This is a genomic window from Staphylococcus sp. LKG3-1 (assembly GCF_048568385.1).
GTDB lineage: Bacteria > Bacillota > Bacilli > Staphylococcales > Staphylococcaceae > Staphylococcus > Staphylococcus saprophyticus.
Map to the genome: position 1 here is coordinate 447,675 of NZ_CP183796.1, position 26,808 is coordinate 474,482.

The window sequence follows — 26,808 nt, forward strand, 5'->3', positions numbered from 1 at the left end:
TAAAAATAAGTTATATAACATTCTTTTTGAAAAATAAGAATACAATAATCAATTTACAATATATTCTTATAGGTAATTTATAGAATGAATACGTAATTAGTGTAGGAGAGTATAACAATAAAAATTGGAATATTCAGAAAAATAATTGATTATAGATTGTAGTTTGTTATAATATGAATATAAGGGAGGTAGTAATAAGTGAAGGATGCTTATGCCATGGAAGATAAAGAAGTACTTGATCGACTAGCAAATATGCATATTAACTTTCAGACCGACGAAGCATTTAAGAAATATCATAACGCGATGCAATTACATGATATGAATTATCTTAGATACACTTTAAACGATGCATTGTCCGCATGTACACAAACAAATGCAATATAAATAAACATGTAGTAAAATCAGCTTAAATATAAGCTGGTTTTATTTTGTGTATATTGTGAATAAGCATTTGACTATGTCGTTTTCTACATAACTAAAAGACATGATATGAACATTAAGCCTTAAATTTTGAAGATTAAATAATAAATTAGGCTATAAATACTGATTATTAATTTATTAAGTGATATACTATCCAAGGTAAATATCATCTTGTAGAAACGCAAAGAAGGTGTAAGCATGTTGTATTTAGTATTTTCAATAGTTTTCGCATTTTTAATGGGTATTGGTGTCATTATAGTCAGAATGAAAGCACAACAATTTCCCGTAAATGAAAAGAAAATTATACTACCTCCATTTTTTATGGCAACAGGTGCATTGATGTACGTGGTACCTTATTTTAGATTAACTGGAACTGAGATTTTAGAATGTATCATTATGGGGTTATTATTTTCTACCATATTAATTTGGACATCTAGATTCGAAACACAGGGTAGTGAAATTTACATGAAACGTTCAAAAGCGTTTCCAATTATTCTTATATCATTGTTGTTAATTCGTACAGTAATCAAAATATTTATAAGTAACCAAATTGATCCAGGGGAAATTGCAGGTATGTTTTTCTTATTAGCATTTTGCATGATTGTACCTTGGAGAATAGCAATGTTATATAAATTCAAAAAAGTTAAAAGTAATTTAATTCAATAAATTATTGCCGTTTATCTATAAAGGTAAACGGCTCTTTTAATATACTTGAAGCGTTATGAAAAATATAATAAACTATTAATACGAACAAACGTTCTAAGAGAGGGCGATATAATGAAAATCATACATACTGCGGATTGGCATTTAGGGCGAATATTAAATGGGAAGTCGTTACTAGAAGACCAAGCGTATATACTAGATAAATTTATTGAGGCAATGAAATTAGAACAACCCGACGTTATTGTCATTGCGGGTGATCTATATGACACAAGTTATCCAAATAAAGATGCGATTCAATTACTTGAACAGACAATTGATATATTAAATTTAGAAATGAGTATTCCTTTAATTATGATTAATGGTAACCATGATAGTAAGGAAAGATTAAATTATGGCTCAAAATGGTTTGAAAAATCACATATGTACATACGTACTGACCTTAATGATATGAATAAACCAGTAACGATTGGGAACGTTGATTTTTACACAATGCCTTTTGCCACTATAAATGAAATGCAATATTTCTTTGATGACAAAGCTATAGAAACACACCAACAGGCTTTAAACAGAGTGTTGGTATATATGCATGAAGTCATAGATGAGAATAAAGTGAATATTTTTGTTGGTCATTTAACAGTACAAGGTGGAATTCGCTCTGAATCTGAAAGGCCGTTGACTATAGGTACAGTTGAGTCAGTTGATGAGAATCTATTTAATCAGTTTGATAGAGTTATGCTTGGACATTTACATCATCCTTTCAGTATTGAATCTAATTTTATAAATTACAGTGGTTCATTGTTACAATATTCATTTTCAGAAACGAAACAACCAAAAGGTTATAAAATAGTAGAAATTAAAAATCAAAAAATAACAGACAAATTTATACCATTAAAGCCTCTAAGACAATTAGAAGTGATTGAAGGTAATTATGAAGATGCAATACAAGAAAAGTTAGAAGTAAAACATAAAGAAAATTATTTACATTTTAAATTAAAGCATATGTCACATGTGAGTGATCCTATGATGCATTTGAAGCAAATTTATCCTAATACTTTAGCGTTAACCAATCAGACGTTTGATTTTAATACATCTATACACCATGAAAATATTGAAATTCAAAAATTAGATGATGAAACAATAATTGATAATTTTTATAATAGTATAACGGATGAACATTTAACTACGAATCAAAGTAAAAAAATAGAAAAAATTATGACAGCATTACTTGAGGAGGGTTCTAAATAAATGAGACCCATTAAACTGAATTTAACTAATTTCGGTCCCTTTTTAAATGAAACAATTGATTTTAATAATGTAGAAAATAACCAACTCTTTTTAATCAGTGGAAAAACTGGTTCAGGCAAGACGATGATATTTGATGCTATTGTGTTTGCATTATTTGGTGAAGCTTCCACAAAAGATAGAAAAGAAAGCGATTTAAGGAGTCATTTTGCTGAAAGTAAAAAACCAATGGTTGTCGAATTTGAATTTAAATTAAGAAATCAATATTTTAAAATTCAAAGACAAGGTGCATTTATAAAGGAAGGTAATAAAAATAAAACACTAGGGCAACTAGCAGTTTATCAATATGAACAAGATGATTATGCACTTAGAGAAAGTAAAATTAATAGTGGTAATCAATTTATCAAAGCGCTACTAGGTGTGAATGCTGAACAATTTCGACAACTGTTTATATTACCACAGGGTGAATTTAAACGATTTTTACTCTCGAAAAGTGTGGAAAAACAAGATATATTAAGAACACTGTTTAACAGTCAGAGATTTGAAGAAATTCAAAAAAAATTATCTGATGATGTAAAAGAAGTAAGAGAGCAAATAGAAAAAAGGTACAACGATTTAGAAAATCATTGGAAAGAATTGGAAACTTTTGATGATGAAACATTATGCGAGCATAAAGTAATAAGTGCTAGACAAACGAACAATATCATTAAGGTATTACCAGATTTTAAAATGAAAGCACAAATAATACGAGATGACTTTGAACAGAAAAAAGAAATATTAAAAAATAAAGTCAACAGTACAGAAAATGATTTAAATAATAATATTAAATTAGAGTATGCTTTAAATAAGCTCAATGAAAATCAACAAAAATATGAAGCATTATTAGTTAATGAACACGAAATCCAAGAAAAAGTTAAGCGTGTAACAGAAATCAACGAAGTAAGACCCATTACGAATTTATTAGAAGTAAAAGAAAATACAATTTCCAAAAAAGGTAAAGTAGCGCAAAGTATTGAAGAAAAATCTAAAAGTATCTTTGATTTGGAGGATAAGATAAAACAAAGTAACCTTGAAGCGGATAACCTTAAAGAGAAGCAAGATGATATTGAGGAACTAAGGCGTTTTATTGAACAGACGCAATTGTTTTTTGAAAAAGCAAATAAATATAAAGATGCCTACAACAATTATCAGTTCACGAAAACAGCATTTACAGATTTAGAAGCGTATTTAACTCAAAAAAATGAGGAAATCAAAGATACTACAGCTAAATTAAATCAACGTCAGCCTGATTATCGAAAGATAGAACAAATTACGGAAGCAATATACAACCTTAATAATGATATTAAACAATTGAAGCAAAATGAAAAAGATAAAATTGAGTATGATGCATTACAGAAAAGAAAAATGCAAAAGCAACGTAATCTTAAAGATTTAAGTCAAAAGCGTGTGCAACTCAATGAGGAATATAATAATATTGATAAATCTAAATTAGATTTAAACAACAAACAAGATGTAATTGCAACAGTACAAGCAGCTCTACATACTGGTGAAACTTGCCCAATCTGTGGTAATGAAATTCATACATTATCGAGTCACGTGGATTTTGATGAAATAATGGAAAGACATCAACAGCTCACGCTATTAGAAGAAAAAATAGCTACTGTAAAAGGAGATATTATTAAATGTGAAAGTGAATTGTCACACATTGAGGAGCAATTATCAAAATATACTATAGCTTCATTGGAAAATATAAATTATGAAGCTATAGAAGATGAAGTTGAGAAGAAATATCAAGAAAAGAAAAAAATAGATGAAGAAAATAATGAAATAGAAAAATTAAAAGACCAATTACAACAATATGAAAAAAGTTCACACGATTTACAGATGAATATTCAAAAAAAAGAACACATATTAAAAGAAAATGAAACTGCGATAAACGATTTTGAAAATACAACAGGTTATAAACGGGTTGATGAATTTTTAACAAAATTTGAAGATGCTTATAATCAAATACGCCAATTTGATCAAACGCTAAATGAAATTGAACAAAAAATACAAAATTATAAGAGTACTTTAGCAATAGAAAAAAATAGTGTAACTTATTTAAAAAATAACCTTGCTGAAATAGAAACTGAAATCAATGAGACTGATATGAAAATCAATGAGGAAATGCAACGTATTGGTTTTACATCATTAGAACAAGTTGAAAAAGTAACAGCACAAGCATCAGAAAAGCAAAATTTAGAAAAAGAAATTGAAACTTTCAAAAAAGAGAAACAATCTTACGAATTATATATAGCGCAACTAAAAGCTGAAACAAATAATAAGAAGCTAGATGATACACAACAACTAAAAGAACGATTTGAAGAAATGCAACAAGCATATGAAACAGCTTCAACTGAATTAAGTCAACATGACTATAAAATGGAGTTTAATTCTAAAAAAATAACTGAAATAAATAAAATTATAGATGAGTTAAATAGTGAATTGCAATCTCAACAAGAAGTATTTCAATTAGCAGAAATTTTAGCAGGGAAAAATGAACAAAAATTAACGTTGGAAAATTATGTATTAATATATTACTTGGAGCGTATTCTTACTCAAGCTAATCAGCGCTTAGCAATTATGACGGGACAGAGATACCAATTAACGAGACGAGCTCAAATATCTCAAGGCTATAGTGGACTAGAAATAGATGTGTTCGATGCACATTCAAATCAATCACGCCACATTACATCGTTATCTGGTGGAGAAACATTTCAGGCATCATTAGCATTAGCATTGGGATTAAGTGAAATTGTGCAACAAGAATCAGGTGGGATTTCACTTGATTCAATGTTTGTAGATGAAGGATTTGGTACTTTAGATCAGGAAACACTAGAAACTGCACTAGATACATTGCTAAGTTTAAAATCAACGGGTCGCATGGTTGGGATTATTTCTCACGTAAGTGAACTCAAGCAAAGAATACCGCTTATATTGGAAGTAACCACAGAACAATATCAAAGTACAACGCATTTTAAAAAACAATAGAGTATAAAAAAATATATTTAAATAAGAAAAAAGCCAAGACATTTTGAAATGTCTTGGCTTTTTTGATTTAAACTAGAGCGAACTATGAAAATTTTAAAAAAGCTTAATTTTTTTCGCTTTATACTAATTAAATCGAATTAATTTTTTTCACGTAATAAGTCGCGGATTTCCGTTAATAATACAGTGTTTTCTTCGATTTCTTCTTCCTCTTCTTTCTTCATTAACGTATTAGCAATTTTAACGAAAAGGAATAAAGCGAATGCAATGATGATGAAATCAATAATTGATTGAACGAACATACCATATTTAATACCCATAAATGACCAGCTTTCAGCAAAGTCAACAGTACCGAAAATTAAACCAATTAATGGCATGATAATGTATGAAACTAAAGCAGTAACAATTTTATTAAATGCTGCGCCCATAACTACAGCAACTGCTAAATCTAAAACATTACCTTTAAGTGCAAACTCTTTGAATTCCTTTAACATATAATTAACTCCTCTTAATTAAATTTAAAGTTTATTATACATTATATGTAAAGTTTAGAAAATAGTTTATTTAATGAAATTTGATATTAACTCATTGTTTTGTTATTGTAATACGTGGCTATTACATAAAATAGTAGTGTTTAGAAATTCTAATCATTCTATTTTAGATTCGAAAATTTAATATGATAAGAAAGGGAGTAATTAATTATGAATTCTTCTAGTAACCAACCTAATGGTAAGAAGATATCTCCAGTTTTTATCTATAGTGCAATTATCGTAGCGATTGTTGTTATTATCGGCGCAGTGTTACCGGAACAATTTGATCATGTTACGAATACAATTAAACTATGGATTACAGATAAACTAGGATGGTATTACTTAATTCTTACAACGTTTATTGTATTCTTCTGTATTTTCCTAATCTTTAGCCCGATTGGTAAATTGAAGTTAGGTAAACCGAACGACAAACCTGAATTTAATACAATTTCATGGTTTGCTATGTTGTTCAGTGCTGGTATGGGTATTGGGCTTGTATTCTATGGTGCAGCAGAACCAATGGCTGACTTTGCAGCGCCGCCAAATGCGGATCCGAAAACTGCAGCAGCTTATACCGAGGCCTTACGTTCAACATTTTTCCATTGGGGATTCCATGCATGGGCAATTTATGGCGTAGTTGCATTAGCGCTCGCTTATGCCCAATTTAGAAAAGGCGAACCTGGATTAATTTCTAGAACATTACGTCCTATCTTAGGAAATAAAGTTGAAGGCCCAATTGGGACAATCATTGATGTGCTTGCTGTATTCGCTACAGTAGTAGGTGTTGCCGTATCACTAGGTATGGGCGCATTGCAAATCAATGGTGGGCTTCACTATTTATTTGGCATACCAAATAATGTTTGGGTACAAGCAATTATTATTGTAGTTGTAACTATTCTATTTATTATGAGTGCTTGGTCTGGTTTAAGTAAAGGCATCCAATATTTAAGTAATTTAAATATTAGTTTAGGTGCAATTTTAATGATTGCTGTTTTAATCATTGGACCGACAGTATTGATTTTAAATATGATGACAAGTTCTACAGGTAGTTTGTTGAACTCATTCTTATTAAATACGTTTGACACTGCAGCTTTAAACCCTCAAAAACGTGAATGGATGTCTAGTTGGACACTTTACTATTGGGGTTGGTGGTTAAGTTGGAGCCCATTCGTAGGTATTTTCATTGCACGTGTATCTAAAGGACGTTCTATTCGTGAATTTATTGCTGGGGTACTTTTAGTACCAGCGTTAGTAAGTTTCGTTTGGTTCAGTGTATTCGGTGTACTTGGAATTGAAACTGGTAAGAAAAATCCAGAATTATTCGATATGACTGCTGAAACACAACTCTTTGGTGTGTTCAATGAAATTCCACTAGGTATTATACTATCTATTATTGCATTAGTATTAATCGCATCATTCTTTATTACCTCTGCTGACTCAGCAACATTTGTATTAGGTATGCAAACGACAAATGGTTCATTAGAGCCTTCTATTATGATTAAAGTTACATGGGGTATCGCACAATCATTAATTGCATTCGTATTATTATTTGCTGGTGGAGGTAATGGTGCTGAAGCATTGAATGCGATTCAAAGTGCCGCCATTATAAGTGCCTTACCGTTCTCCTTTGTAGTGATCATGATGATGATTTCATTCTACAAAGATGCGAACCAAGAGCGTAAGTTCTTAGGACTTACTTTGACACCAAATAAACATAGATTGCAAGATTATGTACAACATCAACAAGAAGATTATGAAGATGATATTATTGAAAAACGTACACCATTAAGAGATGCAGAAAAAGCAGAAAAATAATATTGATTAATAGTCAAAAACTGAGAATCCAATTGGGTTCTCAGTTTTTTTGTAGGATAATGAAATTAGCTGATAATGATTCTCAATTGATAATAATAACTTATTACACCTGCATTTAGCAATAAGTTTTGCTTATGTATACTGATTGAAAAATCAAATCTAATTTAGCCATGTTTCTGGCTCTATCTAGTTGTTTTAAACTACATATAATTATACAATTTAACTAACGGCATATATTAAAAAAATTCAAGGGGGATTTATATGGCTTCTAATATTAAACAGCAAGCGAAAAAATCGTTTGACTTAAATGGGAAATCATACACGTATTATGATTTAAACACTTTAGAAGAACAAGGTTTAACTAAAGTAGCGAAACTGCCATATTCAATTAGAGTATTACTAGAATCTGTTTTAAGACAAGAAGATGGTTTTGTAATTACAGATGAACACATCAAAGCGTTATCTGATTTTACTGAAGGTGCAAAAGGAGAAGTGCCTTTCAAACCTTCACGTGTAATTCTACAAGATTTCACAGGTGTACCTGCTGTCGTAGACTTAGCTTCATTACGTAAAGCCATGAATGATGTAGGTGGCGACTTAAATAAGATCAATCCAGAAGTGCCTGTTGATTTAGTTATCGACCACTCAGTACAAGTAGATAGCTATGCTAATCCAGAAGCACTAGAACGAAATATGAAATTAGAGTTTGAAAGAAACTATGAACGTTACCAGTTCTTAAATTGGGCAACTAAAGCATTTAATAATTATAGTGCTGTTCCACCAGCAACGGGTATCGTACACCAAGTTAACTTAGAATACCTAGCTAACGTTGTGCATGCACGTGAAGTTGATGGTGAAACTGTTGCATTCCCAGATACATTAGTTGGTACCGATTCACATACGACAATGATTAACGGTCTTGGCGTATTAGGTTGGGGTGTCGGTGGTATTGAAGCCGAAGCTGGTATGTTAGGTCAACCTTCATACTTCCCAATTCCTGAAGTTATTGGTGTTAGACTATCAAATGCTTTACCACAAGGTGCTACTGCAACGGACTTAGCATTACGTGTAACACAAGAGTTACGTAAAAAAGGCGTTGTAGGCAAATTTGTTGAGTTCTTCGGTCCAGGTGTACAACATTTACCATTAGCTGACCGTGCAACAATTGCTAATATGGCTCCTGAATACGGTGCTACTTGTGGTTTCTTCCCAGTAGATGAAGAAGCATTAAAATATATGCGTTTAACAGGTCGTTCTGAAGAACAAATTGACTTAGTTAAAACATATTTAGAAGAAAATAGCATGTTCTTTACTGTAGAAAAAGAAGATCCTGAGTACACAGATGTTGTAGAACTTGATTTAGCTACTGTTGAAGCTTCATTATCAGGTCCTAAACGTCCACAAGATTTAATCTTCTTGAGTGACATGAAAAAAGAATTCGAAAAATCAGTAACTGCACCAGCGGGTAACCAAGGTCATGGTTTTGATAAGAGTGAATTTGATAAAACTGCAACAATTGAATTTAAAGATGGCACTTCAACAACTATGAAGACGGGTGATTTAGCGATCGCTGCGATTACTTCATGTACGAATACGTCTAACCCATATGTTATGTTAGGTGCTGGACTTGTTGCTAAAAAAGCAGTTGAAAAAGGTCTTAAAGTACCTGAATATGTTAAAACATCATTAGCTCCAGGTTCAAAAGTTGTTACTGGTTATTTAAGAGATTCTGGTTTAAATGAATATCTTGATGACTTAGGATTCAACCTTGTTGGTTATGGTTGTACAACATGTATCGGTAACTCTGGTCCATTATTAGAAGAAATTGAAAAAGCGATTGCTGAAGAAGATTTACTTGTTACTTCTGTTTTATCAGGTAACCGTAACTTTGAAGGTCGTATTCATCCATTAGTTAAAGCTAACTATTTAGCATCACCACAATTAGTGGTTGCTTATGCTTTAGCTGGTACAGTAGATATTGACTTACAAAATGAACCACTTGGTAAAGGTAAAGATGGCGAAGATGTATATCTAAAAGATATTTGGCCATCAATCAAAGAAGTTTCAGACACAGTTGATACTGTTGTTACACCAGATTTATTTAAAGAAGAGTACGAAACTGTATATAACAATAACGAAATGTGGAATGAAATTGATGTAACAGATCAACCTTTATATGATTTTGATCCAGAATCAACTTATATCCAAAATCCTTCATTTTTCCAAGGTTTATCTAAAGAACCAGGAACAATTGATTCATTAAATAATTTACGAGTAATGGGTAAATTTGGTGATTCTGTAACGACAGACCATATTTCTCCAGCAGGTGCGATTGGTAAAGATACACCAGCAGGTAAATATTTAATTGAACATGGCGTGCCAATTCGTCAATTTAACTCATATGGTTCTCGTCGTGGTAACCATGAAGTTATGGTGCGTGGTACATTTGCGAATATTCGTATTAAAAACCAACTTGCACCTGGTACTGAAGGTGGCTATACTACTTACTGGCCTACAGGTGAACAAATGTCTATATTTGATGCAGCTATGAAATATAAGGAAAACGGTACTGGATTAGTTGTATTAGCAGGTAACGACTACGGTATGGGTTCTTCACGTGACTGGGCAGCCAAAGGTACAAACTTATTAGGCGTTAAAACAGTTATTGCGCAGAGTTACGAACGTATTCACCGTTCAAACTTAGTAATGATGGGCGTATTGCCGCTACAATTCCAAGAGGGCGAATCAGCTGATAGTTTAGGTATCGATGGTACTGAAGTTATCTCTGTAGACATTGATGAAAATGTTAAGCCACACGACTTAGTTAAAGTCCAAGCTAAAAAAGACAATGGTGAGGTAATTGAATTTAAAGCTATTGCTCGTTTCGACTCAAATGTAGAAATGGATTACTATCGTCATGGTGGTATCTTACAACTTGTATTAAGAAATAAACTAGCTGGACAACAATAAAAAAACAAACCTGTATAATAAGTTTACTGATGGACTGGCCATATGCTAGTCCATCTTTTTTATGTTAATATTTAAGGTATGATATGTATCAGTAGAAATATTGAAAAGAGGATGCAAAAATGATTTACAGTATGACACAAATTGAAGCACGTTATTCAGAAACTGATCAAATGGGTGTAATCTATCATGGTAATTATCCTACGTGGTTTGAAGTAGCAAGAACAGATTATATTTCTAAACTAGGTTTTAGTTATAAGGATATGGAAGATAGTGGTATTATTTCGCCAGTAATCGATTTAGATATCAAGTATATTAAATCGATCTTTTATCCGGAAAAAGTAACAATAAAAACATGGGTTGAAAGATATTCACGTTTGCGATCCATATATAAATATGAAATCTATAATGAAGCAGGGGAACTTGCAACAACAGGTTCAACGGCATTGACTTGTATAAAAAAAGAAGATTTCAAACCAATTAGATTAGATAAATATTTCCCTGAGTGGCATGCAACTTATAGTGAAGTTGATAAAAGAAACAAGGCTGGAGAGTGCTTAGAGGTCATAAACGGCTTATAAAACGAAGTGGTTAATATCTATATCTATATATAATAAAAAGCGTCTGACACTTGAGTCAGGCGCTTTTTATTATATAGGTTATTTTGTAGCATATGAAATTTCATCAATGCCATCATTTACGTCAATAAATAAATTATGGTCTTCAAAATACCATAAATCTTTTTCAGCAATTACGACATCTAAACCGTCGTAATGATTTTCATAACCAATTTCAACATCCTCTTTTTTGTCAACGCTAAATGCAGGACTGAATCCTTGTTTTAATTGGAATTCGCCACCATAACGTACAAAGAATTGTAAGACTTTGTCACCTTCAGGTAATTCAAGTTCTTCTTTAAACCAAGACACGGCATTATTTGAAAGTTCTATTTCCATAATAAAAGTCTCCTTTCGGTTCACAAGTACTTAACTTATGACTATTGGCAACTAAATTGAATTAGTATTTTTATATATTACCCACTTTCAGTAATATTAAAAGTAGTATAACATAATTTTTCAATTAGTTATGTCAAATCATTCTACAATGCGGAGAAATATATATAACGCATGATAATGATACATATAAGTAGTATAATAGAATTAATGATCATAAAGCTGTGTTTAAATCTTACGATTCAATATGTGATATAAAAAAGCTGGAGGCATTAACGCCCCAGCTCAAATTTTGTTTACAACATATTATTTTGTAGAAAGACTATTGTAATAGTTACATCCATTTAATTTTAGGTTCTTCACCCTTAAATATCCTTACAATATTAGTTCGATGTCTAATAATGAGCAATACACCGACACCAATACTAACAATAAATAGGATATAGTCTCGAATTAATAATGCACCAATGACGCAACAAATAGATGCAATGATACTTGATAACGATACATATTTTGTTAAATATAATATTCCAAAGAAAATTGCTGCTAATATTAATAATAAGACAGGATTGACACCTAGTATGACACCAGCACTTGTTGCAACGGCTTTTCCGCCTTTGAATCCAAGATAAACTGGATATACATGGCCTAAAATTGCAAAAGCACCAACAATAAGTCCATTTGTGAAAAATGTAGTTATTGGGCCTTCAGCTTGGACAGGTAACCATAGTGGAAAGAACACTACAATGAACCCTTTAAATATGTCTAGGAAAGTTACAAGAAATCCAGCAGGTTTTCCTAATACTCTAAAGCTGTTTGTTGCCCCAGTGTTACCACTTCCGAATTGACGGATATCTTTTTTGAAAAATAGTTTACCTATTACATAGCCACTTGGGAAAGCACCGATAAGGTAACTTAGTATTAACATGATTACAATCATCATATATAATCCACATCCTTTAATGACATTAAAATTATTTTACCATATAAGCATAGGATAATACGAATGAAAATTTAAAATGGGTATTATTTCTCAATTGAAAATTCATTTGATACTTGCATTTTATCAAGATTTATATAAGAATAACTAATGTATAGTTTTAAAAACGAACGTACGTTTGTAGGAGGGCGAAACGATTGGCAATGAATAAGAAAAATAATTATTCGGATGATTCCATTCAGGTACTTGAGGGATTAGAGGCCGTAAGAAAAAGACCTGGGATGTATATTGGTTCTACCGATAAACGTGGATTACATCATCTAGTATATGAAGTTGTCGATAATTCCGTCGATGAAGTATTAAATGGTTTTGGTAGCGAAATCCAAGTTACAATTAATAAAGATGAAAGCATTACAATTGAAGATAATGGTCGTGGGATGCCAACAGGTATACATACATCTGGAAAACCTACAGTACAAGTCATTTTCACAATACTTCATGCTGGTGGAAAATTTGGACAAGGCGGATATAAAACATCAGGTGGATTACATGGTGTTGGTGCATCCGTTGTTAATGCATTAAGTGAATGGTTAGAAGTAGAAATATACAGAGATGGCAATATCTATACTCAAAGTTTTGCACAAGGTGGTAAACCAACAACTGGTTTGGTTAAACACGGGAAGACTAAAAAGACTGGAACTAAGGTGACATTTAAACCAGATCCAGAGATATTTAAATCAGCAACATCTTTTAATTATGATGTTTTAAGTGAGCGACTTCAGGAGTCAGCTTTTTTACTTAAGCGTCTTAAAATAACATTGAAAGACTTAAGAGCTGGAAAAGAACGTGAAGATGTTTTTCACTATGAAGATGGTATTAAAGAATTCGTTGCTTATGTTAATGAAGGAAAAGAAGTTTTACATGATGTAGCCGACTTTTCTGGGGAAGCTAATAATATCGAAGTTGAAGTTGCATTCCAATACAATGATCAATATTCAGAAGGTATTTTGAGCTTCGTTAATAATGTGCGTACAAAAGACGGGGGGACACATGAAGTTGGCTTCAAATCTGCAATGACACGTGTATTTAATGATTATGCACGCCGTATTAATGAACTAAAAGAAAAAGATAAAAATTTAGATGGAAATGATATTAGAGAAGGGTTAACAGCTATTATTTCCATCCGTATTCCGGAAGAGTTACTTCAATTTGAAGGACAAACAAAGTCTAAATTGGGTACACCAGAAGCTAGAAGTGCAGTGGATTCTGTAGTAGCAGACAAACTTCCATATTATTTAGAAGAAAAAGGTCAGTTATCAAAATCACTTGTTAAAAAAGCGCTGAAAGCACAACAAGCTAGAGAAGCTGCGCGTAAAGCTCGTGAAGATGCACGTTCCGGTAAGAAAAATAAACGTAAAGATACTTTACTTTCAGGTAAATTAACGCCAGCTCAAAGTAAAAATACTGAGAAGAAAGAACTTTATCTTGTTGAGGGTGACTCAGCAGGTGGTTCAGCAAAATTAGGTAGAGATCGTAAATACCAGGCTATTCTGCCTTTAAGAGGTAAAGTCATTAACACAGAAAAAGCACGTCTAGATGACATATTTAAAAATGAAGAAATTAATACGATTATTCATACTATTGGTGCTGGTGTTGGAAATGAATTTAAAATTGAAGATAGTAATTATAACAGAATAATTATTATGACTGATGCGGATACGGATGGTGCACATATACAAGTACTGTTATTAACATTTTTCTTTAAATATATGAAACCACTTGTAGAAGCTGGAAGGGTATTTATTGCCTTACCCCCCCTCTATAAATTAGAAAAAGGGAAAGGCCCCTCAAGAAAAATCGAATACGCATGGACTGATGAAGAATTAGAAAAATTACAAAAAAAATTAGGCAAAGGTTTCTCATTACAACGTTATAAAGGTTTAGGTGAAATGAACGCTGATCAATTATGGGAAACGACAATGAACCCAGATACAAGAACACTCATCAGAGTTCAAGTTGAAGATGAATTACGTTCTTCTAAACGTGTAACAACATTAATGGGTGACAAAGTTGCGCCTAGACGTGAATGGATAGAAAACCATGTTGAATTTGGATTACAAGAAGAACAAAGTATATTAGACAATAATGAAATCCAAATTTTAGAACAGGAACATCCTAATGAGGAGGAAATCAATTGAGTGAAATAATTCAAGATTTATCGCTAGAAGATGTTATTGGCGATCGTTTTGGTAGATATAGTAAATACATCATTCAAGAGCGTGCATTGCCAGACGTTCGTGATGGGCTCAAACCTGTTCAAAGACGTATTTTGTATGCTATGTATTCTAGTGGTAACACATATGATAAAAATTTCCGTAAAAGTGCGAAAACAGTCGGTGACGTAATTGGACAGTATCACCCTCATGGCGACTCATCTGTGTATGATGCTATGGTAAGACTCAGTCAGGGATGGAAGCTGCGTCATGTGCTCATAGAAATGCAAGGGAATAACGGTAGTATAGACAATGACCCGGCTGCAGCAATGCGTTATACAGAAGCTAAGTTAAGTCGTATTTCTGAAGAACTTTTAAGAGATATTAATAAAGAAACAGTACCATTCATGCCAAACTATGATGATACTACTTTGGAACCGATGGTATTACCAGCAAGGTTACCTAATTTATTAATTAACGGAAGTACGGGTATTTCTGCTGGTTATGCAACAGATATTCCACCACATAATTTGGGTGAGGTGATTCAGGCTACACTTAAATTTATCGATAATCCTGATATCACAGTAGCTCAGTTGATGAAGTATGTTAAAGGACCAGATTTCCCAACAGGTGGCATTATACAAGGTATAGATGGTATAAAAAAAGCTTATGAAACTGGTAAAGGTAAAATTATTGTTCGTTCAAAAGTCGAAGATGAAGAATTAAGAAATGGCAGAAAGCAATTAATTGTTACTGAAGTCCCATATGAAGTGAATAAGAGTTCACTTGTTAAAAAGATGGATGAATTACGTGCTGATAAAAAAGTGGATGGTATTGTTGAGGTAAGAGATGAGACAGACCGTACTGGATTACGTATTGCCATTGAATTGAAAAAGGACGTAAATAGTGAAGCTGTATTAAATTACTTATACAAAAATACAGATTTACAAGTTGCTTATAACTTTAATATGGTTGCTATTAGTGAAGGTAGACCAGTATTAATGGGGATTCGTCAATTTATTGATAGTTATTTAAATCATCAAATTGATGTTGTGACTAAACGTACACGTTATGAATTAGATCATGCTGAAAGCAGAATGCATATTGTTGAAGGTCTTATGAAAGCATTATCTATTTTAGATGAAGTTATCAAGTTAATTAGAGCTTCTAAGAATAAAAAAGATGCTAAAGACAACTTAGTCGCTGAATTTGATTTTACAGAGGCACAGGCCGAAGCGATCGTAACACTACAATTATATCGTTTAACGAACACAGATATTGTGCAACTACAAGAAGAGCACGATGAATTAAAATCACTAATTGGACGTTTAAAAAATATTTTAGATGATCATAGTGCACTTTTAAATGTAATAAAAGAAGAATTAACAGAAATTCGCAATCGTTTTAAACAAGGGCGTTTGTCTTCAATAGAAGCAGAGATTTCTGAAATTAAAATTGATAAAGAAGTTATGATTCCTAGTGAAACGGTTATTATGAGTGTTACAAAACACGGTTATATAAAACGCACTTCATTACGTAGTTATAATGCCAGTGGCGTAAATGAAATTGGTGTAAAAGACGGTGATGTACTTATGAAACATCAAGAAGTCAATACACTTGATACTGCATTGGTCTTTACTAATAAAGGGCGTTATCTATTTATTCCAGTACATAAATTAGCTGAAATTAAATGGAAAGAATTAGGTCAACATGTTTCTCAAATTGTGCCACTTGATGAAGGTGAATTTATCATCGATGCGTATTGTGAAAGTGATTTTAAACCAGACGCATTTTATATTTTAGCTACGCGTCATGGAATGATTAAACGCAGTAATGTTTCTATGTTTAAAACATCACGATTCAATAAACCTCTCGTTGCAATGAAAGTGAAAGATGATGACGAAATTATTAATGTCATGCGCATAGACTCTACTCAATTAATTACTGTTATTACAAACAAAGGTATGTCATTAACCTATAGTAGTGATGAACTCTCTGATACAGGATTGAGAGCAGCTGGCGTTAAATCAATTAATCTAAAAGATGAAGACTTCGCCGTGTTAACACAGGTCATTAGTGCAAACAACTCAATTTTAATGGCAACACAACGAGGATCACTAAAACGTATTGGTTTCAAAGTACTACAAACAGCCAAACGTGCACAACGTGGAATTACATTACTGAAAGAATTGAAAAAATCACCGCATCGTATTGTAGCGGCTGACGTAATTCAACCTGAGCACACGACTTACACGATTTATTCTGATAAACAACAAGAATCTGGCGCCATTAAAGATATTCATTTGTCTGAACAATATACAAATGGCAGCTTTATTGTAGATACAAGTGAATTTGGTGAAATTATTGACTTAGAAGTTAATTAGGGGTAATTTTTTAAAAATTATTAGTAAATACAGCTATATGGTGATAAAATACCAGTTAGGTGCAATAAATTATTAAAAAAGAGGTTTATAGCAGTGTGAAAAGTATCGTATTAGGCGTATGACTAGGGCGTACTTTTTCATCATTTTATAAGTGGCATGTAATGAAATGTTACAATTCCTTATAAGACTGTCTATAAATCTCTTGCTCTAATTTGAAATTAAATATTACATAGATGAGAGGGATTAAATTGAAAGATTTTGATAGTTTAATTCCAGATTGGTTCAAAGCTTTTGTTCAAGTCGGGAATGATTTAATCTGGTCACAATATCTAATTGGACTTTTAATAACAGCGGGTATATTCTTTACTATCGGCTCTAAATTTGTGCAATTAAGATGGATTCCAGAAATGTTTCGTGCTATTGGTGAAAAACCTGAAACATTAGATAACGGTAAAAAAGGTATTTCTCCATTCCAAGCATTTGCGATAAGTGCTGGTTCTAGGGTTGGTACTGGTAATATAGCGGGTGTTGCTACAGCTATAGTACTTGGTGGTCCTGGTGCAGTCTTTTGGATGTGGGTTATTGCATTTATAGGTGCAGCGAGTGCGTTTATTGAAGCAACTTTAGCACAAGTATACAAAGTGCCTGATGAAGAAGGCGGTTACCGTGGTGGACCAGCTTATTACATAACTAAAGGTTTAAATCAAAAATGGTTAGGTATCGTGTTTGCTGTATTAATTACGGTTACTTTTGCTTTTGTATTTAATACAGTTCAATCTAATACAATTGCTGAATCATTGAAAACACAATATAATGTAGATCCTATAATAACAGGCATTATTTTAGCGGTACTTACTGCTATCATTATATTTGGTGGTGTACGTAGTATCGCCAATTTATCTTCAGTTATTGTACCTGTTATGGCTATTATTTATATCGGTTTAGTTCTAGTGATTCTTATCATGAACTATGATCAAATTATTCCAATGATTTCTACAATTATTAAAAGTGCATTTGGATTTGAACAAGTAACAGGTGGTGCAGTTGGTGCTGCCATACTACAAGGTGTAAAACGTGGTCTATTTTCTAATGAAGCTGGTATGGGTTCTGCGCCTAACGCAGCAGCGACAGCAGCACCACCACACCCTGTTAAACAAGGTTTAATTCAAGCACTCGGTGTATTCTTTGACACGATGCTAGTTTGTACAGCAACGGCTATTATGATATTGCTTTATAGCGGTTTAGAGTTTGGTGAAAATGCATCACAAGGTGTTGCCGTAACGCAATCAGCTTTAAATGAGCATCTTGGTAGTGCTGGTGGTATATTCTTAACGATTGCCATTACACTCTTTGCATTTTCTTCAGTAGTTGGTAATTATTACTACGGCCAATCTAATATTGAGTTCTTATCAAAAAATAGAACAATATTATTTATCTTTAGATGTTTAGTTGTCGTATTAGTGTTTGTTGGTGCAGTAATTAAGACAGAAACTGTTTGGAGTACTGCAGATGTATTTATGGGATTGATGGCGATTGTCAACTTAGTAGCAATCATAGGTCTTTCAAACATTGCATTTGCTGTTATGAACGATTACCAACATCAACGTAAAGCTGGCAAAAAACCAGTTTTCAAACCAGAAGAATTAGAAATCAATTTATTTGGTATTGAAAGTTGGGGCATGAAAAAATAATCAAATTGATAATTAGTTCATAAATATCAAAGCTTAAAGCGTCTTTTAAGATTGTCACGATAAAGTGACATCTTAGAGGCGTTTTTTGTTTTTTTAATCAACTCGTAAGGCATATTTATTAATTAGAATAGAATAATTCTTTCATTTTATAATTAGTCACTATATAATATTGAGTAAGATAAAGATAAGGATGATTGATGTGAATGATTTCTTAATAACTAAGGTTCTCAATAATAATGTGATTATTTGTACAAAAGCACAAGCGGAATATGTATTAATTGCAAAAGGCATTGGGTTTAATAAAAAAAGTGGCATGATTTTACAAGAGAATCAAACGATAGAAAAAATATACATATTGGATCAAAAATCACAGCAAGACCATTATAAAACATTAATGGAGCTAGCAAATGATACTTTAATTCAAGCAGTGATAGAAGCAGTTAATATTATTACGAATTCGGAAATGAAGGTAGATAACCAAAAATTAGTCATTTCATTAACCGATCATATTATTTTTGCTTATAAGCGGTTGAAGCAAAATCAGTTGATTAATAATCCTTTTATTGTAGAAACTAAACAGTTGTATAGCAAAGAATACAAAATAGCTGAAAAAGTAATTGAACGTTTAAATCACGTATTGGAGGTTCACTTTCCTGAAGATGAAATTGGTTTTATTGCATTACATATTGCTTCGAATACTGAATCATTGTCCATGCGTGAGATGGATTTAATCAACGAACTGATTAATAAGAGTGTTTTTATTTTAGAAAATGATTTGAAACAAACGATAGATAAGGATACTATTCAATATCAACGTTTTATAAGACATATTCAATTCTTAATTAAACGATTACGAAATGGTGAATCATTAAAGAAAACCAATGCTTTTGAAGCACTACTCAAAGAACAATATCCATTATGTTTTAATATTGCATTGAAAATCATGCGACTTTTACAACAAGAATTGAAAATAAAAGTGTATGAGGCAGAGGTTATCTATTTAACGCTACATGTCTACCACTTTATGGAAAACCATAAATCTTAACAAGATAGTAGTTAAACAGAAAGTCATATATAAAGTGGATTGATAATTGAATGTATAATAAAAACAAACCAGATGCTATATTTGCCATCTGGTTTGTTTTTTGTATTTGTGAATCATATCCATAAATGATAGGCGTCATAGGATATAACAATTTAATTATTTATTAGTTAGCGCTGGCGTGAAGACTGATATGAATGTTTTTGCCATAATATTGTTGGTCATATGTATTTATAGGTTTATTTAGTACAATTTCTATTTGTTTTGGTTGTTTTTGTGAATCTAATTTAGTGAATGCATAGCCACGTTTCTTAGTACCTGAGTCTAACTCATCTACTAGAGTGGTTGATTTTGGCATATTTAATTTTGTTTTTTTATCTAATATGATTTTTACATCACCAGTATATTTTATAGGTACTGGTGTTTCATTTATAACGTCACCAAAATATCCTAAATAAAGGTCATGTGTCTTTGTATTTTCAATTAGTAAATAGGAAAATGCTGTTCTAAAAGTTTTGTTATTTGTTGATGTTATACCTGTTTTAGATGAATGGTTATTTGTATATTTTTGAACTGATTTATAAGTAGTATCATTATTTTTAGAATAAAATGTGCTACCTATCTCAGCTTTAGCAAATATCAGTGGATCTGTCATTTGCTTTTTTGAACTTTTGGTATAACTGTAACCAGCTAAACCGATTAGAAGAATTAATATAATGACTATTGTCTTTTTCAATGAAATGCTCCTATTTTAAGTCGTGTATTATATGTGTAATTATATTATACGATTATAAAATGAATAAATAAAGATGATTAATGAAAAATAATATATTAATTGGTGTAAAACTAAAAGAAAATGATTAATGTTTGTTAATTGTGTGTAATGTAATTATTAAGATTTATAATTTGATTGTAAATTCTATTTACAAGTATATTGAATCATCTTATACTTGGTGTTCTGTCTGATTTGAATTTAGGGGGACGTACGTGTATGAAGTATTATGATGAGGTACCGATAATAAGATCTGTTGCCGCTATGTTAGTTGTGGCGATACATACAGTTAATAGTATAGCTTTGTCAGGAGGGACATTTACATCAGATGGCTTAGGTTACGTTAACCAAATAGCAAGGTTAGGAACGCCTATATTTGCTGTAATAAGTGCGTTTTTATTAACAATCTCAGTAGTGAATAAAGGGTTTAATTTAGATTATTTTGTTAAATCACGTTTTAGTAAAATATTTATTCCTTATATCATTTGGACAGTATTTTACTTATTATATAGAGCCTTTTATTTACATAATCTTGAAGATGATGGGAAATTATTGAATTACTTTGTGTATGGAAAAGCAAATTTCCACTTGTATTTTATTTTGACTGTTATTCAGTTTTACTTTTTATTTCCGTTATTACAGAAAATCAAAAAAGGTTGGCCTATTATTATAGTGTATATATTAGCGACAATCGCTAATATCATTTGGATTAGAATGGGGCCAGTTTCATTAGGTGGCGGTGGTGTCGAACGTTTTGTGAATGATAAATTATTCATTATGAATTGGATATCATTCTTTATGTTAGGTATTGTATATGCTAAATTTTACAATGAAATTAGAATCCTCATCTTTAAGCACAAAGCCATATTATCTACTATTATAGGTATATTATTTATCGATTTCCTATTGAGTATTGATTTGGATCATTTACAAAGTTCAATTACTGTGTCGAATATGATTTATATTCCATTTTTCATTGTGTTTCTAAATTATTTATATGAACATGTTAAAAAGAATCACACCATTTTAAAAACCTTAACCTTAATTGGTAATTATTCTATGGGAATTTATTTAGTGCATTACGTTGCAATTCAATTCGTAAAACGTTTGCCTATAATTGAAGATATCGTGCCACAAAGTAAATTTATGGGCGTATTTATATTAACAGTAGCAGTATCTGTATTGATTGTTTATCTAATAGGTAAAATCCCCTATGGTAACTATATTGTTCCAATTCCAAAGAAAAAAGCAACGCAAACCACAGATGTAGACAAAAAGAAAGTTACTCAAAGCAAAAACACACCTAATTATAATTTATGAGCATATTATAAAATAAAGTCTGAAGCATTGATGATAAATGTTTCAGGCTTTTTTATGCGAAAAAGGGTATGACAATGGTTTTATATTATTGGGGATATATTTAAACTAGAATTATTAAGACGTATGAATTAGGGTACATATATGTTATAAAAATAGATATGTGAAATGTTAATAATGTGATATGATGAGGATTAGTAATTAAGACGATTAAAGCATTCTATGATATAATTTTGTACAGTATTTTTTATCTGGTAGATTATATGATTATAATTTTTAAGAATTAAGTTAAGGTATGGTGAGTTATATATGTCGAATGAAGACAATGTTAGACAAGAAACAAAAAATAAAAAAGAAAAATTGAGACTTAGTTTTCCAGAGACCCGCTTCATGAAATTTATGGGAGGCAAAGATTTATTATTCGCCTTAATCATGCTGATACTCATTGGTATTGCGATATTTATATTTGATCAAGTATCCTATATATTTAAACCATTTATCATTGTATTTAATACGATTGTAGCACCGATTATTGTATCCATCATTCTATACTATTTATTCAATCCATTAGTCAATTTGATGGAACGCTATAATATATCACGTCTTTGGGGCGTTATTATTTTATTCCTAGTTATTATTGGGGTTATCGCGTTAGCAATTAATTTATTGATACCAGTCATTGGTACTCAATTTAAAAGTTTCGGTAATAATTTTCCGCATTATGTAGATAAAGTGAATCAATTTATTGATAATCTTACTAGAAATTCCTTGATTTCTAACTTTTATGGACAAATACAAGAACAATTAGATGCTTTAGCTAACAAGGTACCATCAATGGTTTCTGATTATTTTAATGGTTTCGGTTCAAAAGTGAAAAACTTTGCTGAAGCTATTGTAAATGTAGGGGTAGTCATTGCCACAACACCATTTGTCTTATTCTTTATGTTAAAAGATGGCCATCATTTCAAAGAATATTCTACGAAATTAATGCCACCAAAATTCAGAAAAGATTATCATGATTTATTAGACAAAATGAGTGTACAAGTTGGATCTTATATCCAAGGACAGATTATTGTTTCATTTTGTATCGGTATTTTACTATTTATTGGTTATAGTATTATCGGATTAGATTATAGTTTAATTTTAGCATCTATAGCTGCTGTGACGAGTGTTGTACCATATTTAGGGCCTACAATTGCAATTTCTCCAGCTATCATTATTGCTTTAATTACTTCTCCAATTATGCTCTTGAAATTAATCATAGTATGGACTGCAGTTCAATTTATAGAAGGTCACTTCATATCGCCTAATATTATGGGTAAAACGCTGAAGATTCACCCACTCACAATTATCTTTATCTTATTGAGTGCAGGTAATCTTTTAGGTGTTGTTGGTGTCATCTTAGGTATTCCAGCCTACGCTATATTAAAAGTGTTAGTGTCACATTTATATTCAATGTATAAACGCAGATATAATAAATATTATGGCGATGATGCAGGTGAATATGAAATTACAAACGATGAACAAATACGCTAGAATTTACAACTGAATACTTCATTATTCATCATACATGTAAGAGATTGATAAATGAGTCTGGGACAAAAATAGGTGTCTCGGACTCTTTTTCATTTAGGAAATAGCTAACGGAATTAAAAATGTAAAGTTTCACTTGTTTAAAGAAACGATTTTTCATTTTTACGGGCCTAACAATTATGTTAGAAGTTATTATTAAAATTTTATTTCTTATATATTATTATTGTGCTATATTTTTTATTGAGCTTAGATTATTAAAAAGTGAAGTGAAAACATGTCTAAAGAAATGAGAAGTAGATTATTTTCTATTTTAAAAGTTGTGTTTGCGGTGGCCTTATTTAGTATCGTAGTGTTTACTTTATATAAGGAATTGTCGCATATTAATATTAAAGAAACGATTCAGTCGTTTGGAAAAATTAATCGTGTATGGTTAGTCGCCTTATTTGTAATTGGCGGGGCATCCATTATTGTACTTTCGATGTATGATGTCATATTAGCGAAATCATTAAATTTAAAGATTTCTTTATTAAAAACGATACGTGTTGGGTATATTGTCAATGCGCTTAATGCTGTCGTAGGTTTTGGTGGTTTTATTGGCGCAAGCGTGCGTTTTTTATTTTACAAAAATGCCACCGATGATAAAAGAGCGTTACTGCATACGATTTCTATTGTATTGATTTCTATGTTAACAGGGTTAAGTTTATTATCCATTTTAGTAGTCATCCATGTATTTGATGTATCACATCTATTTACACCATACCCATGGATTAAATGGCTAATGTATGTTGTAGCCTTGTTCTTACCGGTGTTTGTAATTTTTACGATTTTACGACCAGTACAAGAAAATCAAAAGTTATTAGGTGTTTATTGTACGATTGTATCAAGTGTTGAATGGCTTGTTGCGGCACTCGTTTTATATATGGCTTTAACAATAGTAGGCGTTCATGTACCAATCTCAATATTTATGGGCATATTTATCATTGCAGCTTTATCAGGACTTATCAGTTTTATACCTGGTGGATTTGGTACATTTGATTTAGTAGTATTACTTGGGCTTAAGCATTTGAATATAGATGAAGAATCTATAGTTTTAGGGTTATTACTTTATCGTTTTGCGTATTATCTATTTCCTGTGCTCGTTGCTTTAATTTTATCTACATTTGAATTTCGTGGTACAGCTAAACGCTACTGGGAAGATGCAAGAATACTTGTTCCGGTGAGAGATATGACATCATTATTATCATCTTACCAAAAGGATATTATTGCACGTGCACCCTCGTTTTCAATTGCTATTTTATTAATGTTTACGAGTCTATTATTTTTCTTGAATAATCTAACTATTATCTACGATGGACTATATGATCCGAATCACTATATCTATTACATTATCGTATCGGTTCACACATGTGCATGCTTATTATTACTTTTAAATGTGGTAGGTGTATATCGCTTATCTAAACGTGCCATTTTATTTTCGATTATTTCTATTATATTAATTTTTATTGTAACAGCCTATACGTATGCTTCATTTATATTACTTAGTTGGCTTGTTGTAATGTTAATTTTATTGTTCATTTTTTACAGAAGAGCACGAGTTATAAAACGTCCATTTAGATATTTAAAATTATGCTTAAGTTTTATAATGGGTGCGCTCGTACTTTATATTAATCATATTGTTATTGCGAGTACGTTTTATACATTAGACATTTATCACATTGAGATAGACACCTCTATTTTGAGATATTATTTCTGGTTTACTATCTTATTGGTAGCGGTTATTGTTGGTCTGATTGTTTGGTGGTTTGAATATCGTTATAGAATATCTAATACACGAGAAGATACTAAAATATGTGCGTCTATTGTAAAACAATACGGTGGTAATTATTTAAGTCATCTTATGTATAGTGGCGATAAAAAATTTTTTATTAATGAAAATGAAGATGCCTTTATAATGTATCGTTATCAACGCAATGCATACATTGTACTTGGAGATCCTATAGGTAATCCCCAATCTTTCTATAGTTTACTAGAGTCTTTCTATCAAGAAGCAGAGTATCTTGGCTATGATATTATTTTTTATCAAGTAACGGATAGAAATATGTCTCTTTATCACAGTTTCGGTAATCAATTCTTTAAATTAGGTGAAGAAGCGGTTATCGATTTGAATGAATTTACGATTTCTGGTAAGAAAAAACGTGGTTTACGGGCAACTTTAAATAAGTTAGATGATTTAAAATATACTTTTGAAGTTATAGAACCTCCATTTACGCAAGCTTTAATTACGGATTTGAAAACAATTAGTGATGAATGGCTCGCCGATAAAAAAGAAATGCATTTTTCAGTAGGTAGTTTCAATGAATCGTACTTATCAAAAGCACCCATTGCAATTATAAAAGACAGTAATGGACTTATTATTGCATTTTGTACGTTGATGCCAACTTATTATAAAGGAACGATTTCTGTTGATCTCATACGTTGGAAACCAGATTGCACATTGCCATTAATGGATGGTTTATATTTAAATATGTTGTTATGGTCACAAAAACAAAATTATCAACATTTTAATATGGGAATGGCTACGTTATCGAATGTAGGTCAATTACCTTATTCATTTTATGGAGAACGTATTGCAGGTCGTGTTTTCGAACATTTTAATGGTTTATATAGATTTCAAGGTTTGAGAAAATATAAAGAGAAATTTAATCCAAATTGGGAACCAAGGTTTCTTGTTTATAGAAAACGTCATTCCTTATGGCTTAGTATGATAAAAGTAATGCGTGTCATTAGAAAACATAAATAATATGAATGACAAAACACCCCACATGTGCTCAGCATGTGGGGTGTTTTTAGGAGTTGATAGTGCTTAATGGTTTTGGTGTAATTAATTACTGGAGAAGTTATTAATTACATTAATAAACTAACTATAAAATTTCTAAATATCATTTTGACTCTAACTATGAATTTAACATTACCTTGTTACTTAAGGTATAACCATAATATACCACCAATAGAAAACGCTTTCAACAAGGTATTACCATATTATTTCTTTTCTTTTTAACATATTATCTCTATATATTCTTTTTAAATATTAAAGGTATTATTACACTATGAATCTAATGTTATCTATTCGAAATGATTTTTATTGTAGCTAAATAGCTATCCTAATTATTTATGTTATATCAATAATAACAATTTTAAGCATTATAATTATAGTGTGAAAAAATAATTAAATAACAAGTTTATGAAAATAGACTATTAAATAGTAAAATCTTATGTTAATATGAAAACGGTTACAT

Annotated in this window: 18 protein-coding genes; 14 read left to right on the forward strand and 4 right to left on the reverse strand. The window is 31.3% G+C overall.

Annotation, left to right across the window (positions count from 1 at the left end; all coding sequences use genetic code 11):
* Positions 1-198: 198 nt before the first annotated feature.
* The 4 genes from ACM595_RS02150 (at position 199) to sbcC (ending at position 5,358) form a co-directional block, all read left to right on the forward strand.
* The gene (locus ACM595_RS02150) at positions 199-384 is read left to right on the forward strand and encodes a hypothetical protein (protein ID WP_002483380.1); all 186 of its coding nucleotides are present in this window, start codon (positions 199-201) and stop codon (positions 382-384) included.
* Positions 385-618: 234 nt separating this feature from the next.
* Positions 619-1,086, forward strand: coding sequence for a CcdC family protein (locus ACM595_RS02155; RefSeq protein WP_002483379.1), 468 nt, complete (start codon positions 619-621; stop codon positions 1,084-1,086).
* Positions 1,087-1,197: 111 nt separating this feature from the next.
* On the forward strand, positions 1,198-2,328 hold the full coding sequence (gene sbcD, locus ACM595_RS02160) for an exonuclease subunit SbcD (RefSeq protein WP_037538469.1): 1,131 nt from the start codon (positions 1,198-1,200) through the stop codon (positions 2,326-2,328).
* Positions 2,329-5,358 carry an exonuclease subunit SbcC gene (sbcC, locus tag ACM595_RS02165; protein ID WP_069825864.1) on the forward strand — a complete coding sequence of 1,010 codons (3,030 nt, stop codon included), beginning with the start codon at positions 2,329-2,331 and terminating at the stop codon, positions 5,356-5,358. It abuts the gene before it with no gap.
* Positions 5,359-5,495: 137 nt separating this feature from the next.
* Here sbcC and mscL read toward each other — a convergent pair whose 3' ends face one another.
* Positions 5,496-5,849 (reverse strand): large conductance mechanosensitive channel protein MscL, encoded by a 354-nt coding sequence (gene mscL, locus ACM595_RS02170; protein WP_002483376.1) that lies wholly within the window; start codon positions 5,847-5,849, stop codon positions 5,496-5,498.
* Positions 5,850-6,056: 207 nt separating this feature from the next.
* Here mscL and ACM595_RS02175 point away from each other — a divergent pair, with 207 nt between their 5' ends.
* The 3 genes from ACM595_RS02175 to menI all read left to right on the forward strand — a co-directional run bounded on the left by ACM595_RS02175 (position 6,057) and on the right by menI (position 11,248).
* The gene (locus ACM595_RS02175; protein WP_002483375.1) at positions 6,057-7,700 is read left to right on the forward strand and encodes a BCCT family transporter; all 1,644 of its coding nucleotides are present in this window, start codon (positions 6,057-6,059) and stop codon (positions 7,698-7,700) included.
* Positions 7,701-7,961: 261 nt separating this feature from the next.
* The gene (gene acnA / locus ACM595_RS02180) at positions 7,962-10,670 is read left to right on the forward strand and encodes an aconitate hydratase AcnA (protein WP_002483374.1); all 2,709 of its coding nucleotides are present in this window, start codon (positions 7,962-7,964) and stop codon (positions 10,668-10,670) included.
* Between the two features lie 119 nt (positions 10,671-10,789).
* Positions 10,790-11,248: a 1,4-dihydroxy-2-naphthoyl-CoA hydrolase MenI gene (menI, locus tag ACM595_RS02185; RefSeq protein WP_011303179.1), complete on the forward strand. Its 459-nt coding sequence runs from the start codon at positions 10,790-10,792 to the stop codon at positions 11,246-11,248.
* Positions 11,249-11,326: 78 nt separating this feature from the next.
* Here the strand turns inward: menI and ACM595_RS02190 are convergent, their stop codons facing one another.
* Both ACM595_RS02190 and plsY read right to left on the reverse strand, forming a co-directional pair.
* A complete protein-coding gene (locus ACM595_RS02190) occupies positions 11,327-11,623 on the reverse strand; it encodes a HesB/YadR/YfhF family protein (protein WP_002483372.1) in 297 nt (98 codons plus the stop codon).
* Between the two features lie 331 nt (positions 11,624-11,954).
* The gene (gene plsY / locus ACM595_RS02195; RefSeq protein ID WP_002483371.1) at positions 11,955-12,563 is read right to left on the reverse strand and encodes a glycerol-3-phosphate 1-O-acyltransferase PlsY; all 609 of its coding nucleotides are present in this window, start codon (positions 12,561-12,563) and stop codon (positions 11,955-11,957) included.
* 200 nt (positions 12,564-12,763) lie between these two features.
* On the opposite strand from plsY, the gene parE reads away from it, so the two are divergent.
* The 4 genes from parE to glcT all read left to right on the forward strand — a co-directional run bounded on the left by parE (position 12,764) and on the right by glcT (position 19,893).
* Positions 12,764-14,758, forward strand: coding sequence for a DNA topoisomerase IV subunit B (gene parE, locus ACM595_RS02200; protein ID WP_100217393.1), 1,995 nt, complete (start codon positions 12,764-12,766; stop codon positions 14,756-14,758).
* Positions 14,755-17,157, forward strand: a complete 2,403-nt coding sequence (parC, locus tag ACM595_RS02205; protein ID WP_002483369.1) for a DNA topoisomerase IV subunit A — start codon at positions 14,755-14,757, stop codon at positions 17,155-17,157. The genes parE and parC overlap by 4 nt, the downstream gene beginning before the upstream one ends.
* Positions 17,158-17,405: 248 nt before the next feature.
* Complete coding sequence (locus tag ACM595_RS02210; RefSeq protein ID WP_037538464.1) at positions 17,406-18,848, forward strand: alanine/glycine:cation symporter family protein; 1,443 nt, start codon at positions 17,406-17,408, stop codon at positions 18,846-18,848.
* Positions 18,849-19,047: 199 nt separating this feature from the next.
* On the forward strand, positions 19,048-19,893 hold the full coding sequence (gene glcT / locus ACM595_RS02215) for a glucose PTS transporter transcription antiterminator GlcT (protein ID WP_011303175.1): 846 nt from the start codon (positions 19,048-19,050) through the stop codon (positions 19,891-19,893).
* A 163-nt stretch (positions 19,894-20,056) separates the two neighbouring features.
* On the opposite strand, the gene ACM595_RS02220 is transcribed toward glcT, so the two are convergent.
* Positions 20,057-20,626, reverse strand: coding sequence for a hypothetical protein (locus ACM595_RS02220; protein WP_002483366.1), 570 nt, complete (start codon positions 20,624-20,626; stop codon positions 20,057-20,059).
* A gap of 255 nt (positions 20,627-20,881) precedes the next feature.
* Here ACM595_RS02220 and ACM595_RS02225 point away from each other — a divergent pair, with 255 nt between their 5' ends.
* From ACM595_RS02225 to mprF, 3 genes are all read left to right on the forward strand, one after another.
* The gene (locus ACM595_RS02225) at positions 20,882-21,982 is read left to right on the forward strand and encodes an acyltransferase (protein WP_002483365.1); all 1,101 of its coding nucleotides are present in this window, start codon (positions 20,882-20,884) and stop codon (positions 21,980-21,982) included.
* 306 nt (positions 21,983-22,288) lie between these two features.
* Positions 22,289-23,515 (forward strand): AI-2E family transporter, encoded by a 1,227-nt coding sequence (locus ACM595_RS02230; RefSeq protein WP_002483364.1) that lies wholly within the window; start codon positions 22,289-22,291, stop codon positions 23,513-23,515.
* A 271-nt stretch (positions 23,516-23,786) separates the two neighbouring features.
* Positions 23,787-26,312: a bifunctional lysylphosphatidylglycerol flippase/synthetase MprF gene (mprF, locus tag ACM595_RS02235; RefSeq protein WP_419744427.1), complete on the forward strand. Its 2,526-nt coding sequence runs from the start codon at positions 23,787-23,789 to the stop codon at positions 26,310-26,312.
* Positions 26,313-26,808: the final 496 nt, after the last annotated feature.

Excerpts from the sequence above, each read along its gene's own strand:
- ACM595_RS02155 (WP_002483379.1), top strand. The coding sequence starts at position 619 with ATGTTGTATTTAGTATTTTCAATAGTTTTCGCATTTTTAATGGGTATT.
- sbcD (WP_037538469.1), top strand. The coding sequence starts at position 1,198 with ATGAAAATCATACATACTGCGGATTGGCATTTAGGGCGAATATTAAAT.
- sbcC (WP_069825864.1), top strand. The coding sequence starts at position 2,329 with ATGAGACCCATTAAACTGAATTTAACTAATTTCGGTCCCTTTTTAAAT.
- mscL (WP_002483376.1), bottom strand. The coding sequence starts at position 5,849 with ATGTTAAAGGAATTCAAAGAGTTTGCACTTAAAGGTAATGTTTTAGAT.
- ACM595_RS02175 (WP_002483375.1), top strand. The coding sequence starts at position 6,057 with ATGAATTCTTCTAGTAACCAACCTAATGGTAAGAAGATATCTCCAGTT.
- acnA (WP_002483374.1), top strand. The coding sequence starts at position 7,962 with ATGGCTTCTAATATTAAACAGCAAGCGAAAAAATCGTTTGACTTAAAT.
- menI (WP_011303179.1), top strand. The coding sequence starts at position 10,790 with ATGATTTACAGTATGACACAAATTGAAGCACGTTATTCAGAAACTGAT.
- ACM595_RS02190 (WP_002483372.1), bottom strand. The coding sequence starts at position 11,623 with ATGGAAATAGAACTTTCAAATAATGCCGTGTCTTGGTTTAAAGAAGAA.
- plsY (WP_002483371.1), bottom strand. The coding sequence starts at position 12,563 with ATGATGATTGTAATCATGTTAATACTAAGTTACCTTATCGGTGCTTTC.
- parE (WP_100217393.1), top strand. The coding sequence starts at position 12,764 with ATGAATAAGAAAAATAATTATTCGGATGATTCCATTCAGGTACTTGAG.
- ACM595_RS02225 (WP_002483365.1), top strand. The coding sequence starts at position 20,882 with ATGAAGTATTATGATGAGGTACCGATAATAAGATCTGTTGCCGCTATG.
- ACM595_RS02230 (WP_002483364.1), top strand. The coding sequence starts at position 22,289 with ATGTCGAATGAAGACAATGTTAGACAAGAAACAAAAAATAAAAAAGAA.
- mprF (WP_419744427.1), top strand. The coding sequence starts at position 23,787 with ATGTCTAAAGAAATGAGAAGTAGATTATTTTCTATTTTAAAAGTTGTG.